Annotated in this window: 16 protein-coding genes; 6 read left to right on the forward strand and 10 right to left on the reverse strand. The window is 51.7% G+C overall.

Annotation, left to right across the window (positions count from 1 at the left end):
• Positions 1-125: 125 nt before the first annotated feature.
• The 8 genes from aroF to trpE form a co-directional block, all read right to left on the reverse strand.
• Complete coding sequence (gene aroF / locus DESGI_RS17925; RefSeq protein ID WP_006520485.1) at positions 126-956, reverse strand: 3-deoxy-7-phosphoheptulonate synthase; 831 nt, start codon at positions 954-956, stop codon at positions 126-128.
• Positions 940-1782 (reverse strand): tryptophan synthase subunit alpha, encoded by an 843-nt coding sequence (trpA, locus tag DESGI_RS17930; protein WP_006520486.1) that lies wholly within the window; start codon positions 1780-1782, stop codon positions 940-942. The genes aroF and trpA overlap by 17 nt, the downstream gene beginning before the upstream one ends.
• Positions 1775-3007, reverse strand: coding sequence for a tryptophan synthase subunit beta (trpB, locus tag DESGI_RS17935; RefSeq protein ID WP_006520487.1), 1233 nt, complete (start codon positions 3005-3007; stop codon positions 1775-1777). Before trpB ends, trpA begins: the two co-directional genes overlap by 8 nt.
• Positions 3004-3828, reverse strand: coding sequence for a phosphoribosylanthranilate isomerase (locus DESGI_RS17940; RefSeq protein ID WP_006520488.1), 825 nt, complete (start codon positions 3826-3828; stop codon positions 3004-3006). Before DESGI_RS17940 ends, trpB begins: the two co-directional genes overlap by 4 nt.
• Positions 3825-4709, reverse strand: a complete 885-nt coding sequence (gene trpC / locus DESGI_RS17945) for an indole-3-glycerol phosphate synthase TrpC (protein WP_006520489.1) — start codon at positions 4707-4709, stop codon at positions 3825-3827. Before trpC ends, DESGI_RS17940 begins: the two co-directional genes overlap by 4 nt.
• Positions 4706-5743 (reverse strand): anthranilate phosphoribosyltransferase, encoded by a 1038-nt coding sequence (trpD, locus tag DESGI_RS17950; protein ID WP_006520490.1) that lies wholly within the window; start codon positions 5741-5743, stop codon positions 4706-4708. The genes trpC and trpD overlap by 4 nt, the downstream gene beginning before the upstream one ends.
• A 148-nt stretch (positions 5744-5891) precedes the next feature.
• On the reverse strand, positions 5892-6467 hold the full coding sequence (locus DESGI_RS17955; protein WP_041285670.1) for an anthranilate synthase component II: 576 nt from the start codon (positions 6465-6467) through the stop codon (positions 5892-5894).
• Between the two features lie 465 nt (positions 6468-6932).
• Positions 6933-8408: an anthranilate synthase component I gene (trpE, locus tag DESGI_RS17960; RefSeq protein ID WP_006520492.1), complete on the reverse strand. Its 1476-nt coding sequence runs from the start codon at positions 8406-8408 to the stop codon at positions 6933-6935.
• 355 nt (positions 8409-8763) lie between these two features.
• On the opposite strand from trpE, the gene DESGI_RS17965 reads away from it, so the two are divergent.
• From DESGI_RS17965 to DESGI_RS17990, 6 genes are all read left to right on the forward strand, one after another.
• A complete protein-coding gene (locus tag DESGI_RS17965; RefSeq protein ID WP_006520493.1) occupies positions 8764-9024 on the forward strand; it encodes a DUF1294 domain-containing protein in 261 nt (86 codons plus the stop codon).
• 125 nt (positions 9025-9149) lie between these two features.
• Positions 9150-9920, forward strand: coding sequence for a prolipoprotein diacylglyceryl transferase (lgt, locus tag DESGI_RS17970; RefSeq protein WP_006520494.1), 771 nt, complete (start codon positions 9150-9152; stop codon positions 9918-9920).
• 316 nt (positions 9921-10236) lie between these two features.
• Positions 10237-12552, forward strand: a complete 2316-nt coding sequence (locus DESGI_RS17975; protein WP_006520495.1) for an FtsK/SpoIIIE family DNA translocase — start codon at positions 10237-10239, stop codon at positions 12550-12552.
• Between the two features lie 61 nt (positions 12553-12613).
• On the forward strand, positions 12614-13858 hold the full coding sequence (locus DESGI_RS17980; protein WP_006520496.1) for an HD-GYP domain-containing protein: 1245 nt from the start codon (positions 12614-12616) through the stop codon (positions 13856-13858).
• Positions 13846-14040, forward strand: coding sequence for a hypothetical protein (locus tag DESGI_RS17985; protein WP_006520497.1), 195 nt, complete (start codon positions 13846-13848; stop codon positions 14038-14040). The genes DESGI_RS17980 and DESGI_RS17985 overlap by 13 nt, the downstream gene beginning before the upstream one ends.
• A gap of 17 nt (positions 14041-14057) precedes the next feature.
• A complete protein-coding gene (locus DESGI_RS17990) occupies positions 14058-14639 on the forward strand; it encodes a hypothetical protein (protein WP_006520498.1) in 582 nt (193 codons plus the stop codon).
• A gap of 21 nt (positions 14640-14660) precedes the next feature.
• On the opposite strand, the gene DESGI_RS17995 is transcribed toward DESGI_RS17990, so the two are convergent.
• Together DESGI_RS17995 and DESGI_RS18000 are read right to left on the reverse strand one after the other, a co-directional pair.
• The gene (locus tag DESGI_RS17995; RefSeq protein WP_006520499.1) at positions 14661-14921 is read right to left on the reverse strand and encodes a DUF3243 domain-containing protein; all 261 of its coding nucleotides are present in this window, start codon (positions 14919-14921) and stop codon (positions 14661-14663) included.
• Between the two features lie 65 nt (positions 14922-14986).
• A complete protein-coding gene (locus DESGI_RS18000) occupies positions 14987-16153 on the reverse strand; it encodes a CaiB/BaiF CoA transferase family protein (RefSeq protein WP_006520500.1) in 1167 nt (388 codons plus the stop codon).
• Positions 16154-16156 lie beyond the last annotated feature (3 nt).

The raw sequence follows: 16156 nt of genomic DNA on the forward strand, positions 1-16156 counted from the left end.
GTAAAAAAAAACAAGACCGGGATGACCGGTCCTGATATATATTCTCAAATTCTATTGAAATCATTCTCAACTTCAGTGAACTCATAACCCGAATATCAAAATTTTCCCAACCGTATACGCTACACCTAAGCGCTAACCCGTGCGCTGCAGCACCCTACCCCGGCACCGCGCAATTCTTCCATAAATACGGCCAGTTCACCGGGCGGCAGCGACTGCGGCCCGTCGGAAAGAGCGTTCTCCGGTGCCGGGTGCACCTCCAGCATCAGGCCGTTGGCCCCGGCGGCCAAAGCGGCCCGGGCTACGGGTAATACTAACTCCCGGCGGCCGGTGCCGTGGCTGGGGTCGGCGATCAGAGGCAGGTGGGATAGGTTTTTCACCGCCGCCACTGCATTGATGTCAAAGGTATTCCGAGTATAGGTTTCAAAGCCTCGAATACCCCGCTCGCACAAAATAACCTCAGGGTTGCCCTCGGCAAGTATATATTCCGCAGCCAGCAGCCATTCTTCCAAAGTGGCGGAAAGGCCTCGCTTGAGCAGCACGGGATAACCGACCCGGCCCACTTCTTTTAACAGCTCGAAATTCTGCATGTTCCGGCTGCCGATTTGGATAATCTGGGCATAGCGACAAACCTCCGGCAGATAGCGCACATCCGTCAATTCGGTAATCACCGGCATACCGGCTGCCCGCCCGGCTTCGGCCAGAATACGCAACCCGTCGGCGCCCAAACCCTGGAACGAATAGGGCGAAGTGCGGGGCTTGTAAGCGCCGCCCCGGAGCACCTGAACGCCCATCCGCTTCAGCTGGCGGGCCAGTTCAACCAGCATTTTCTCTTCCTCCACGGCGCATGGCCCGGCGATCACCACCGGGGTTTCCCCGCCAATCAGACAGTCCCCAACCCGCACCACGGTATAGTCCGGCTTATTCTCCCTGCTTACTAGTTTATACGGCGGCAACATCGCTCACCTCCGGCCCGGTCAGGGCATTTTTTATATCCCGCACCCGCAGGCAAACCGATTTGACCATTTCGGGTGCACCGGCATGTTGGGCAATGATATTTACCAGTGCACTCCCCACAACCACTGCATCACAGTGCCGGGCCACACCGGCGGCCTGGCCGGGGCGGGCGATACCGAACCCCACAGCCACGGGTAGATCGCTATGCCTGCGTACCCCGTTGGTCATAGCAGAAAAATCAGTAGCGATGCTTGCACGTTCCCCGGTAACCCCGGTCACGGACACGCAGTAGATAAATCCCCCGGCACGCTGACAAATCAACGGCAGCCGCCTTTCCGGAGTATTGGGAGTAACCAGCGGTATCAAATCAACACCATGTCTATCTGTAGCCTGCAGCAGCGCCCCGGATTCTTCGGGCGGCAAATCCGGCAGGATTAAACCGTCACCGCCTGCCCGGGCCACATCAGCGGCGAACTGTTCCACGCCATACTGGTAAACCGGGTTATAGTAGGTCATCAGCACCAGGGGTATGTCACTATGACGCCGGATTCGCTCCACTGCCTTGATGATACCTTGCACCTTGACACCGCCGGCCAGCGCCCGCTGGGAAGCCGCTTGAATGGCCGGGCCGTCGGCCACCGGGTCGGAGAAGGGCACCCCAAGCTCCAGCACATCAGCTCCGGCCTCATCCATAGCTACCGCCAGTTCCACCGTGGCATCGAGATTCGGGTCACCTGCGGTAATATATGCAACCAGCCCTTTACCGCCCCGGTCCAGTACGGTCCTTAATTTCTTTTCTATCCGGCTGCCGTATGAGTTTTTATTCATCTATGGACACCCCCATTTCAGCTGCCACAGTATGCACATCTTTATCGCCGCGCCCGGAAAGATTAACCAGCATAATGTTATCCCGGGACAATTGCGGGGCCATGCTTATGGCCGCCGCCAAAGCGTGGGCGCTTTCCAGAGCTGGTATAATGCCCTCGGTGCGGCAGAGTATTTTAAATGCTTCAAGAGCCTCCCGGTCAGTGGCAGTAATATACCCGGCCCGGCCTATTTCCTTGAGGTAACTGTGCTCTGGACCCACCCCGGGGTAATCAAGCCCGGCGGAAATAGAGTGCACCGGAACGACCTGGCCATCGCTGTCCTGGAGCAGGTAACTTAGCGAGCCATGCAGCACTCCCGGCTTACCCCGGGTAAGTGTAGAGGCATGCAGCGGCGTATCCAAACCGTGCCCGGCCGCCTCCACGCCCACCAGGGCTACCTGTTCATCTTCCAGGAAGGGATGGAAAATGCCCATGGAGTTACTGCCACCGCCCACACAGGCCAGCACATAGTCAGGCAATCGCCCGGTCTGTTCGTGTATTTGACGTCGGGCCTCTACGCCTATGATGCGCTGGAAATCCCTAACCATCATGGGATAGGGATGTGGTCCGGCCACCGATCCTATCAGGTAATAGCTAGTGCCAATATTAGTTACCCAATCCCGCATTGCCTCGTTCATGGCATCCTTGAGCGTTCTGCTGCCCGAGGTTACCGGCACCACCTGAGCGCCCAGCAGGCGCATGCGGAAAACGTTCAGCGACTGGCGGCGGATATCCTCTTCACCCATATATACGGCGCACTCGAGACCGAACATCGACGCCACAGTTGCCGTAGCCACACCATGCTGCCCCGCGCCCGTCTCAGCAATGATGCGTTTTTTGCCCATACGCCGGGCCAGCAGCACCTGACCCATGGTATTGTTGATTTTATGTGACCCGGTATGGTTCAAGTCCTCCCGTTTTAGATAGATCCGGGCACCGCCCAAATGCTCGGTAAGCCCCCTGGCAAAGTACAGTGGAGAGGGGCGACCTGCATAATCAGCCAGGTAATATTGATACTCCTTATCGAATTGAGCATCCCACTTAGCCTGTTCATAGGCTTCGGTTAATTCTTCCAGTGCGGGCATCAGCGTCTCGGGAACAAATTTGCCGCCAAAGCGGCCGTAATAACCGTTTGGATCGGGCATCTTATCGGGCTGTGTATATCTATCCGGTGATGGCATGGTCATATCAAAACCCCCTTGGCCTGTGAAATAAACTCTTTTATTTTGTGTACATCCTTGCGCCCATCAGATTCTACCCCACCGGAAACGTCCACAGCGTATGGTTTGGCTAGCTTGATGGCACTTTGAACATTAGCGGCTGTCAGCCCTCCCGCCAGTATTACCGGCTTGGGGCACTTCATATTTTGCAGTATCTGCCAATCAAAGGTTTCCCCGGTACCCCCGTAAGAGTCTTTTTTGTAGGTATCAAATAAAAAGGCGGCGGCCTGGCAGCCGGGCCACACAGGTAGTGCCCTGCCTGCACCGACCCGTAGTGTTTTTATTACCGGCAAGTTATAGTAAAAAGTTTGACCACTCGGTGCAGCACTGTAAACAGGGTCAGCCATTGTTTGTTTTGAGCACCGGGCACAGTCTAAGGTACAGCCGGGTAATGCATTACTGTCTGTTTGACCGTCGCCGGAATTTACGGAAGTGGTACCGTCAAAATTATCAGCACCGCTTATTTGTATGGCAGTAAGGCCACAATAAGCAGCTAGATCAGCCATTTCAACGGGCGCTGTGTCAACAAACACCCCTACCCGGGCTACAAAAGGCGGCAGCTGCCGGATAATATCCCGGGCAATTTCCGGTGTTACCCGGCGGCGACTGTCCGCAAAAACAAACCCCAGGGCATCCGCACCGGCTTCTATTGCCGCCAGAGCGGTGGCCGCATCAGAGACGCCGCAGATTTTTACCCGTACCCGGCGGCCCTCAAATCCCAAGCCCCTGAAAGACAGGCGAGTTAAGAATTTGCCGGATTTCAACCGCCAGCGCCGGTTTGCTTTCATACGCCCGCCACCCCCCGGCTGTCCTCCAAGCCGCACTGTTCTTTCCGAGGCAGCGCTGTTACCCCCCGCAGCCGGGCTACACCCTGGCGCTGATCACCGGAGGCCATTAGCGCCTCGCCTACCAGCACTGCGTCAACCCCACAGTTACCCAGCTGCTGCACGTCGGCTCGAGTTTTAATGCCACTTTCACTAACTACGATAGTACCGGGTTGATCAATATATTTAATCAGATCGGCCGTTACCCCAATATCCACCTGGAAAGTGCGCAAATCCCGGTTATTAATGCCAATTATCAACGCACCACTATCCAGAGCCTGCCTGATTTCTTCCGGTGTACGAGTCTCCACCAATGCCTCCATGCCCAGTGACCGGGCCAGCCCTATAAACTCGCCCAGTGCATTGCCTTTCAGCACCCCGGCCAGCAGCAGCACAGCATCCGCGCCAAGCATCCGGGTTTCATAAATCTGGTATTCGGTTATGATAAAGTCCTTGCGCAATAACGGCAGGTTGGTTATTGACCGGGCCGCGCCCAGGTACTCCGGTGCCCCGCCGAAAAAACGCCTGTCGGTTAATATAGAAATAGCATCCACCCCGGCATCCTGGTAAGCCTGCACTGTAGCTGCCGGGTTAAAATCCGCTTGAATAATCCCCCGGGATGGAGATTGCCTTTTTACCTCGGCAATCAGCGCCACCTGCCCGGGTAGCCGCAGCGCAGCAGCAAAGTCACGGCGCTGTGGCGGGGGCGATGACAACATATCTTTAAGCCGTTCTTTTATTTCCCGCAGTGGCAGCCGTCGCCGGGTTGCCACTACTTCCTCCCTTTTATGCTGCAATATCCGTTCTAAAATGCTATCATCAACAGATACCGTCATAATGCTCATAGCCCGGCCACCCTGGCTTTCCGGCACCCGGCGGTAAAGGTAATCATAGACTGTAGTTTTTCCCGGGCCGATCCCTGATCAATACTCCGGGCCGCCAGTTCCAGACCGGCGGCAAAATCATGAGCCAATCCGGATGCCATGAGACCCAGGGCGGCATTCATTAAAACCGCATCCCGGCGGTGGCCCGTTTCACCTTCCAAAATGCGCCTTACAATAACTGCGTTTTCTTCCGGGGAACCACCGGCCAGGTGCTCCGCAGCAGCCTGTCTAAAACCGTAATCCAGCGGATTAACAGTATATTCCTTAATACTACCGTTATTAACCTCACCAACTATGGTGGGACCAACCGGGGACATTTCATCCAAACCACCGGCACCATGCACCACAAAAGCCCGCTCCGCCCCCAGACGCAGAAGCACCTCGGCCATTACATGAACCAAAGTTGGGCTATAAACCCCCAGCACCTGGGCCCGGGCCCCGGCCGGGTTGGTCAGTGGACCCAGAATATTGAACACCGTCCTGAAACCCAGCTCCCGGCGCGGGCCGGCGGCAAATTTCATAGCCCCGTGCAATGCCGGGGCGTATAAAAAGGCCATCCCCACTTCATCCAGACAGGCCGCAACTTCATCCGGTTCCAGGTCCAGATTCACACCAAGCGCCTCCAGCACATCAGCGCTGCCGCACCGGCTCGATACAGAACGATTGCCGTGTTTGGCCACCTTGACGCCTGCACCGGCCAGTACCAGTGCAGCAGTTGTAGAGACATTGAAGGTATTGGCCCCGTCGCCGCCGGTGCCACAGGTATCCACCAGCAAAGGATGCCTGGAGGGTACCTGTGTTGCCTTACTTCGCATCACCCGGGCAAACCCGGTAATTTCGGAGGTGGTTTCCCCTTTCAACTTGAGCGCAGTGAGCAACCCGGCAATCTGGGCCTGGGTAGCCCGGCCGTCCATAATCTGCTCCATAGCCTGCATGGCCTCCGACTCGCTAAGATTTTGCCCGGCCACTACCTTGTGCAATAACTCTTTAAACACTCAGCTCTCCTCCTCTCAGCTCTTGTAACATGTTTATAATTGGGTGACATTTATAATGTCCATTATGGTGAAGTACCGCCCCCGCCTATGCCAATGCCTACACAGTATGTTTAATACATCACCATATTACCCAAAGTTAAAGTTATAGTTAGTTTAAGCCTGACCCCTTAAGAAAGTTGGCCAACAGATCCATGCCATATTCGCTGAGCATGGATTCGGGGTGAAATTGCACTCCCTCCACCGGCAACTCGCGGTGTCTAAGGCCCATGACCTCCCCGTTATCCGTCCAGGCGGTCACTTTAAGACAACTAGGCAGTGTTTCCTTTTCTACTACCAGTGAATGGTAGCGCACTGCCTTAAATGGTGAAGGCAGACCCGCAAATATGGACTTACCGTCGTGGTGAATCAAAGATATTTTACCGTGCATAGGCATTTTAGCCCGTACCACCCGGCCGCCGTAAGCGCGGCCGATAGCCTGCAGCCCAAGACACACCCCCAGTATAGGCCAGTGTCCCGCACAGTCCCGCACGGCCTGCATCAGTATACCGGCATTATCCGGTATACCTGGCCCCGGTGACAAAACCAGGTAATCGGGTTGCAGCTCCAGCACCTGGGCAACGGTAATGGCATCGTTGCGTTGAACGGTTACCGATTCTCCCAGCATGGATAGATATTGAGCCAGATTATAGGTAAATGAATCATAGTTATCAATCATCAACAGCATTTGAACCAGCCTTTCACGTATTTCCAGCGTAATTATCAACCAAGAATTAAGTACCTGCTACTTGGATTGAACCACTACAAGCTAAATTTATAGGTGCTGTCTAATAAATCAACGCTAGTGAATTAGGAAGCATAAGAACCGTCCCTTTTGCTTCGATGCCTTTTGCTTCGATGGTAACGCTAGTGACCAGGAAGCATGAGAACCGTCCCCTTGCTTCCCCCAAAACGCAAAAAACCGGCACTCAAATGAGCGCCGGTCATTAAATGGCCATCGTTACTCATCTCAGCTCAACTCTGATAAAATAAATTAAAGACTCAACTACGCTACACTCAACTAAACTTAAGGAAATACTATTTAATTACAAATGACTATACTACTTATCACATCGGCTGTCAATAATCCTTTTATCTTCCATGCGCTAAAATTATTCATTGCAGAGAAATTATTGACTCTGTGTCATGCTATTCACCCGTTAGCCACCTGCTTTTCCTCCACACCTAGTGTCTTGAACATAGCCCTGGCTTTACTGGATATTTCCGCGCACTCTTTAAGCGGGTGGGAGTCGGCTACAATACCTGCACCGGCCTGAATATATACTGTATGATCTTTTATTACCAGCGTGCGAATGGCAATGGCGGTATCCATGTTGCCGTTAAAGCCCAGATACCCCACGGCACCGGCGTAAATTCCCCGGCGGTAGGGCTCCAGCTCGTCAATTATCTCCATAGCCCTGACCTTGGGGGCACCGCTCACCGTACCGGCCGGAAAACAGGAAGCCAGAGCGTCCAGCGCACCGGTGCCGGGCGGCAGCCTACCCTCGACCCGGGAAACAATATGCATGACATGGGAAAAATACTCAATATCCATAAACCTGGGCACCTCAACGGTACCGGGCAGACAGACCCGCCCCAAATCGTTACGGCCCAGATCAACCAGCATCAAATGCTCCGCCCTTTCCTTCTCATCAGCCAGCAGTTCACCGGCCAACTGCTCATCACGGGCCGGGCTGTTACCACGGGGTCTGGTGCCGGCAATGGGACAGGTGGTCATGATACCGTTCTCCACGCGCACCAGCATTTCCGGTGAAGACCCAATAACCCTGATACCCCCCACGTTTAAGTAATACATATACGGTGAGGGGTTGACGCTTCTCAAACGCCGGTATACCGCCAGGTAATCCCCTTCAAAATCCACGGCATAACGCCGCGACAACACCACCTGGATAACCTCACCAGAGCGGATATATTCCAGTGCCTGTTCCACACGCCGACAAAAAGCAGCATCGGTTAAATCCAAACTGATGTCACCCCGCAGCATGAATTGTCCCGAAGCGGGCAGCGGTTTGTTTAAATCCTCGCGCATCCGGGCCAGTTTCTGCACGGCCCGGTGGTATACCACAGCCGGGTCGTCACCCTCCTGCAGACAATTTACCACCAGGGTTACAGTACAGCGCACGTGGTCAAAAATAGCCACCGTGCCGGGAAAAAACTGCAGGCAATCAGGGAGCTGCAGATTATCGGAAGCTGTCCCGGGCAAATTTTCAAGGGAGCGCACCGCGTCATAGGCCATGTAACCAACTGCACCCCCGTAAAAGCGAGGTAGCCCTTCAAATCGCGGCACCCGGTAGGATTGCATTAAATTATGCAGTGTTTTAAACGGCGGGCCGTTCGCCGGTCTGGTTATTAATGAACCGGGATAGGTTACCTTTCCCCGGCCTCCGGTGGACTCAAAGATCAGCAGCGGGTCCAGCGCGATGAATGAGTAACGTCCCAGGTGCTGTCCTCCTTCCACACTTTCCAGCAGACAGGCAGTATTACCTTGGGCCAGCTTGATAAATAAAGTGATGGGAGTTTCAGTGTCCGCAATAAATTCCTCAAACACAGGGATCAGGTTATATTGCCGGGCCAAAGTCAGGTATTCTTGCCAACCGGGCTTAATCATAATCTGCCTCCTTAATGCTTGTGAGCACCTTGCCGCTGCCAACGTGCCGCTACCGGAGTATAATTTCTCCTACAGGCACAAAAAACGGCACTCAAATGAGTGCCGCCCTGATTAGCGTGACAACAATACTCATCTAAGCTCAACTGAAAAACTGAACTAAACTCAACTCAACTCTTATATAGATATTGCATTTTACAAAAAATATAATATAAACTAAATATATAATTGTCAATAAGCATACAGCAGTTTATAAATAACTATCTGGTGACGCCAGATCGCTTTTTGTGACATTTCCCGTTAATCAATCGATCAGACAACCGATCAATTATCAATTTTTGCATATGGAGCGTTAGTTATGTTAACAATCTATCTACTGGTTATCAACATTATGGAGTTCAGCCTTTTCGGGCTGGATAAGCATCGGGCCCGGCGCAGGCTGCACCGGATTCCGAAAAAAACACTGTTTATAGTGGCTTTAGCCGGGGGAACAGCTGGAGCGCTGGCCGGCATATATTTTTGGCGCCATAAGACCAAACACCTTAAATTTACTGTTGGCATACCGGTTATTATGCTGGTACAAATATTGCTGTATATATTTTACGATGGACAAATCTAAGGATGGTTCATCCCATTTTAATACTATAATAGCAAATGAATAGCAAACGATATCCCACAAATTATTCTTTTTTGCTTTATTATGGTAAAATACATGGGTTAATAAAATCATTGGAGGTTTGTCAAATGATCGACCCCGTAGCCGTACAAATAGGCCCCCTGGCAGTAAGGTGGTACGGCATTATCATGGCTACCGCCTTTTTACTGGGCATATGGTTGGCTTATCGCAGAGCACAGCAAAACAATATTGACCCCAACCACATATTGAACATGGTCACCTTGATCATACCGGCCTCTATCATCGGCGCCCGGCTTTATTATGTTTTATTTACCTGGGAAAACTACCGGCTTGACCCATTGGAAGCACTCGCTATCTGGCACGGCGGGCTGGCCATTCACGGGGGCATTATAGGCGGGCTGGTGGCAGGGCTGTTTTATGTATACCGGTACGGTATTTCCCCCTGGCAAACGGCTGATATTATAGCACCCAGTTTAATACTGGGACAGGCCATCGGGCGCTGGGGCAACTTTATTAATCAGGAAGCCCACGGCGGTCCCGTGACAGAGCAGTTCATCAACATTTTCCCAGACTTCATTAAAAATCAAATGTTTATCCAGGGACAATATTACCACCCTACCTTTCTTTACGAATCGCTATGGAACTTGATGGTATTTATTATCCTTACCTTGCGCTGGCCTAAAAAAAAGGCCCCCGGGGAAATTGCCTTTTTATACCTGATCCTTTATTCCATAGGACGCTTCTTTGTTGAATCGCTGCGCACCGATAGCCTGATGCTCGGCCCTTTCAGGGTAGCCCAACTGGTCAGTGTAGTTTTGATATTAATAGGTACGGCAGGCTTATATTTGCTGCGCAGAAAAAAACCTCGCACGGGTTAAACCAGGCCGGACCGGTAAACCGGTCCGGCCTGACGTGCAACTAAACCCCAAAATATAACATAAAAACAAGCAAAAAAAAATCCCTTACGGGATTTTAAATATAATTAACATATCAAACAAACACATCATAGGCGGTAGTTTATGAACAGTTATATATTTCGACACGGTTAGCAAAAATCCTGCAAAAAAAATTACTCTGTACAACCGGCCCGTAGTCAAAACTCCGCCTGGGTCCCTGGACTTGCCCCGGCGACCATTTTATGGTAAGCTTCTAGATGAGATAATCCGCTAAAATGCTCCAAAGGAGGAGCCTATTTTGACAAAATCGGCGAAAAAGAAAAATTCTCCACCCAAACCCGGCCCCGGCATTATGCTGGATATAGCAGGACTTACCCTCATAGCTTTATCATTAATTGGCCTGGCAAGCATATTCACCAGCAACACGGGTTCTGTTGGAACAGTTGGATTACTAATTAAAAAAGGTTTAAAAACACTGGCAGGGTCAGGTTATGTAGTGTTTTTAATACTATTGATACCCGTTGGTCTAAAGCTTATGAACCGCCACAGATGGCGGGTGAACAGCCGTTTTTGGGGACTGCTGGTTCTTTTCGGTAGTCTGCAAATATTTCTGCACCGGCATATACCCATGTCCAACTCCTTTAGTGCCGGTCTTGCAGGACAAGGTGGAGGGGTAACCGGAGCAGCACTGGGTTATACCTTGAAATACTCCTTTGGCATCGTGGGCACGTATATATTTTTGGTCTTGTTAATCCTGGTGGGTATCACCCTGTGCACCGGCGTTTCCATTAAAGAACTGGCGATAAACAGCTGGTGTAAGGTTAAATCTGCAGCAGCCCGCGCAGGCAGCCTGGTTATTAATTTCTTATATATTGAAGTGGATGAATCAGAACAGCCCCGGGGAAAGAAGGACCGCCAGCCCGGAGAAGCCAATTTGGCAAAAGAGGATGGACAGATACAACTATCCGAAGAATTTACAGCGCCGGTCATCGAAGTGTCACGGTCCACCATAGCCCTGGCCGAACAGGATATCAGCAGAGATACACCGGAAGCCGCTATGCAGGAGAAATCACAACAGCCCCACGATTCAAACAATATAGAGCCAAATAACTTGCCGGGGGCGCAGGCTAATACACCGGCAGGAGAGCGAGAATACCACCTGCCACCGCTGAGCTTGCTGGCCCCCCTGCCGAACAGGGCGAATAATCAGGCCGGCCGGGACGTCAATCAACGCATTAAAGTACTGGAACAAATACTGGATAGTTTCGGCATCAAAGCCCGGGTCACCCATGTGTCTGTAGGCCCTTCCATCACCAGGTATGAACTGCAGCCACCGCCGGGTGTTAAAGTTAGCAAAATAGTAGGCTTATCGGATGACATTGCCTTGGGCATGGCCTCAGCCGGTGTACGCATTGAAGCGCCCATACCCGGTAAAGCAGCGGTGGGCATCGAGGTGCCCAACGGTGAAATTGCCGCTGTAGCACTGCGTGAATTGCTGGAGGACAAGACTTTTACCGGTTCGCCCTCCCGGCTCACCATCGCCCTGGGCAAAGATATTGCCGGAGCGGCAGTGACAGCGGATCTGGCTAAAATGCCACACTTGCTGATTGCCGGTGCCACGGGCTCGGGCAAGAGTGTATGCGTAAATACACTGATCTGCAGCATTCTTTACAAGGCCACCCCGGATGATGTTAAATTCTTAATGGTGGATCCTAAAATGGTGGAACTAGCCAACTATAACGGCATCCCCCATCTGGTCAGCCCGGTTGTAACCAACGCCAAAAAAGCAGCCGGGGCGCTGCGCTGGGCAGTACGGGAGATGGAAACCCGCTATGACCTGTTCGCGGCGGCGGGGGTACGGGACATCACCCGCTACAATGCCTTGTGCGGGGAATTTGAACAGGCCGGACAAAACCCGCTGCCTTATATAGTGGTGATTATTGATGAGCTGGCTGATTTAATGATGGTGGCACCGGCGGATGTGGAAGATGCCATTTGCCGCCTGGCCCAGATGGCCCGGGCAGCCGGCATTCACCTGGTGGTGGCCACCCAGCGTCCCTCGGTGGATGTAATCACCGGCCTCATCAAAGCTAACATACCCTCCCGCATTTCCTTTGCGGTTTCCAGCCAGACCGACTCCCGTACCATACTGGATATGGGCGGGGCGGAAAAGCTGTTGGGTAAAGGAGACATGCTGTTTTACCCGGTGGGCGCGGCCAAACCGGTGCGGGTACAGGGTGCCTTTATATCGGACAAGGATGTAGAAAACCTTGTGGATTTCCTTAAGGATCAGGCCAGACCTGTGTACAATGAAGCAGTGCTGGAAGAACAAGCAGGGAACGATGCAGTTGGGATAGAGGAAAGCGATGAATTACTTCCCCAGGCCGCCAGGATATTTATCGAAAGCGGCACGGCTTCCATTTCCATGCTGCAGCGACGGTTGCACATCGGTTATGCACGTGCCGCCCGGCTGGTGGATATTATGGAGCAACGGGGCATTGTGGGAGGTTTTGAAGGCAGCAAACCCCGGGCCGTTCTGATGACCATGGAGCAGTACCAACAGGTTTTTGAAATTCAGGAGGTATCACCGGACGCTAAAACCGCAGCTTCATGAATGAGCTGCGGTTTTTCCACCTTATGCATGTTATTTTTAAAATTACCTGGAGGTTACCAAATTGAGTGATACACAGATGATACCGCAAATTGAACTATATAAGCTACTGCGCGCCCTATCGCTGGCCATGGATTACAACCGCTCTGGATTGATGCGCCACCACCAGCGAGTAGCTTTGATTTGTTCTTACCTGGCTGAAGAAATACAATTGGATCCTGACCTGCTACCCCAGTTATTCTGCAGTGCCATAATCCACGATGCCGGGACAAGCACTTTTAAGGAAAAGGCCGACCTGGAGCGATTTGAAACTATTAATCCCTGGCGACACTGCAAAAGGGGTCATCAATTGCTCAGCAAAATGCCTATACTGAAACCGCTAGCCAAAGTTATATTATACCACCACGACCGTTGGGACGGGCAAAACCAGTCAGGTCTGTCAGGCAGCTCCATTCCCCTGCCCAGCCGCATTATTTTTCTGGCTGACAGGGTAGATGTGCTGGCCTACCAGACCGGTAATATTTTGGATTACCGGCAGGAAATCGTGGATCAGATCAATGAACAGTCCGGCACCATGTTTGACCCGGAATTGGTACACGTGTTTAATAAGGTGTCAAGCAAGGAAAGTTTGTGGCTGGACCTTACTTCACAGTTTATGGATAGCCAATTGGGCCGTAGACTGCACACCTGCCCGGTGATTACCAGTGAGAAGGAAATCATCGGTGTCAGCAAGATTTTTGCAGATATAATTGACAGCAAAAGCCCCTTTACCTACCGACATTCCCGGCTGGTGGCCGAAACAGCATCATTGCTGGCAGGCCAGGCAGGTTTTACCGGCCGGCAGCAAAAAAGAATGTATATAGCAGGGCTGCTACATGACCTGGGTAAACTGAGTATACCCGAGGAAATACTGGAGAAACCCGGAAGGCTTAACAAGCAAGAATATAATGTGATTAAACATCACACTTATATCACCCACCAGATTTTAAGCATGATTGACGGCTTTGAAGTAATTAACCAGTGGGCTGCCTATCACCACGAAAAACTAAACGGAGAGGGCTACCCCTTTCACTTAACGGGCGCAGATTTGTCCGTGGGTTCCCGAATTATGGCCGTGGCCGATATTTTCAGCGCCCTGGTGGAAGATCGCCCCTACCGCAAGGGATTACCCAGACACCGGGTGGAAGAAATAATGAACCACATGGTAGCAACAAAAAGCATTGACGGGGAAATAGTTCATATTTTGATGGATAATTACCGGGAGGCGGAAATTTTAAAAGAAGGAATGCCGGTGAATTGGGCAAATTAGTAACAAGGATACAATTTGTTTCTAAAAAATTATGGCTGGATACCGCTTTCGTAATACAATTAGTACAGCAAAAAGAGCTTATGGCAGGTAAAGATACTGTAACGCTTTTAAATAAATATTATCCAGTAACATCACACCTAACTTTAACTGATTACACCATACTTGTAGCCAGCTTATGCTGAAAGAAGGTTAGTAAATAATGTCAACCCATAAAACTACCAATATAGTCGATACCATGCTTACACCAAAGGATTATCAATACCTTTATCATCTTACAGCCGGACCAACACCGCTTCAAAAAAACTGCGGTGTCCTTTGCGGCAGTGTGTGCTGCCAGCCGGGGGAAAATAATGATTTGGGCATATATTTATTTCCTGGAGAAGAAGTCATGTTCACCCGCCGGGAGAGCTGGCTCATTTGGGAAGCCCAAGATCCCGCCGAGCAGCTATTCCCGGCTTCCTGGCCCAACCCGGTATATTTTGTGCGCTGCACCAGGTCATGTCCCCGGGAAAAGCGCCCGCTGGCCTGCCGCTTTTTTCCTCTAGCACCCCATCTCCAGCAAAACGGAGATTTATTAATCATTTATGAAACACTGGATTTACCTTACAGCTGTCCATTAATAACTCAAAACCTGCCGTTACAAAAAACATTTATCCAAACGGTGGCTACAGCCTGGCAGGTAATGTTGAAAGATTCGCGCATACGCGATTTCGTGGAGGAGGAATCCCGCTACCACGAAGCTCGGGGAATACCGCTGCGCGTGTTGAAAACCGAGCCATGATGCCGGCACACCGGAGATCGTTTACAACATTTTATCCGTTTTATCCACCATCCTGATAATAAGTCTGGTCAGTACTTTTTTTTCATCCTCCCGAGCCTCGTTCCACAACTCATTCAGTAATCTCTGCTCCCGATTGTCAGGGTCAACTTTTTCAGCTAAAAAATCACCCATGCGGCAGGCTATGCCTTCAATGTATTCATCTGAAATACCCACCGTTTCAGCAGCATTAACCGCCTGGTGCATTATTTTTTTCCACTGATGCCACGACACCCCAAGTTCCACGCAGAAAGCACCTCCGGGTTTATTTTTCGCCCAGTGACAAAAAAATATGTATATGATGGCGGATACTAAATAACCCCTTGCTGTTTTAATAATTCCAGCTCCTCGTCATTGAGTCCCAGTTCGCCGTACAGCGCGGCGTTATGCTCACCCAGAGTGGGCGGGCGTAATGGCTTTCGGCCCGGCTCACCCGGGAACACCAGGGGATGACGCACCTGGCGCAGTGTACCCCCGCCGGGATGGGGCACATCAATGATTAACCCCCGCTGGCGGGCATACTCACCCTCCAGCACGGCTCCCGCGGTATCCACCGGTGTCAGACAACAGTCCACCTTTTCACCGAACTCCCGCCACTGGGCTTTGGTACGGGAAAGAAAAATGTTTTTTACCTCCCGGTATACGGGGTCATCATCCACGGCCCGGGAAAGGTGGCCGGAGGACAGGTCTTCCCGGTCCAGGGCGCGGCAGAAATTTTGCCAGAACTTGGCCTCCAACGCACCCAGCGCCACATAGCCGTTATCCTTTGTCCGGTAAACATTGTAACAGGTCAGTGCACCGCACAGCATCATATCCCCCCGAGTTGCCGGTGTCCCGGTGGCCATTAAATTGGCCAGGTGAATAGACATTATAGAAAACAACCCGTCGGTCATGGACAAATCCAGGTAAGCGCCCCGGCCCTCTCGCTGCCTTTGCCATAGTGCAGACAAAATACCGATTACGGCAAACATACCACCGGTAAAGTCGGCCATCTGTATCCCCGGAACTACGGGCTGGGCATCCCTGACCCCGGTGATACCCAGCACACCGCTGACCGACAGATAGTTGATATCATGGCCGGCCAGGTTCTTGTAGGAACCGTCCTGGCCATAGCCCGAAAGGGAACAATATACTATACCGGGGTTAATCTGCCGCACAGCTTCATAATCCAAACCCAGTGTCTTCATCACACCCGGGCGAAAGCCTTCAATAATGACATCGGCATCTTTGGCCAGCGCCCTGAAAATCTCCTTGCCCCGCTCCTTTTTCAGGTTTAAAGTAATACTTTTTTTATTACGGTTTACGGTCAGAAAAAAAACACTGATTCCGTCCACCTGGGGCATAAATTGGCGCATGTAATCACCCGCACCCGGCTCTTCAACCTTAATTACCTCCGCGCCCAGGTCACCCAGCAGCATGGTAGCATAAGGCCCCGGCAGCAGCCGGGACAAATCCAACACACGAATACCTTTAAGCATATA

The organism is Desulfoscipio gibsoniae DSM 7213 (assembly GCF_000233715.2).
Lineage (GTDB): Bacteria > Bacillota > Desulfotomaculia > Desulfotomaculales > Desulfallaceae > Sporotomaculum > Sporotomaculum gibsoniae.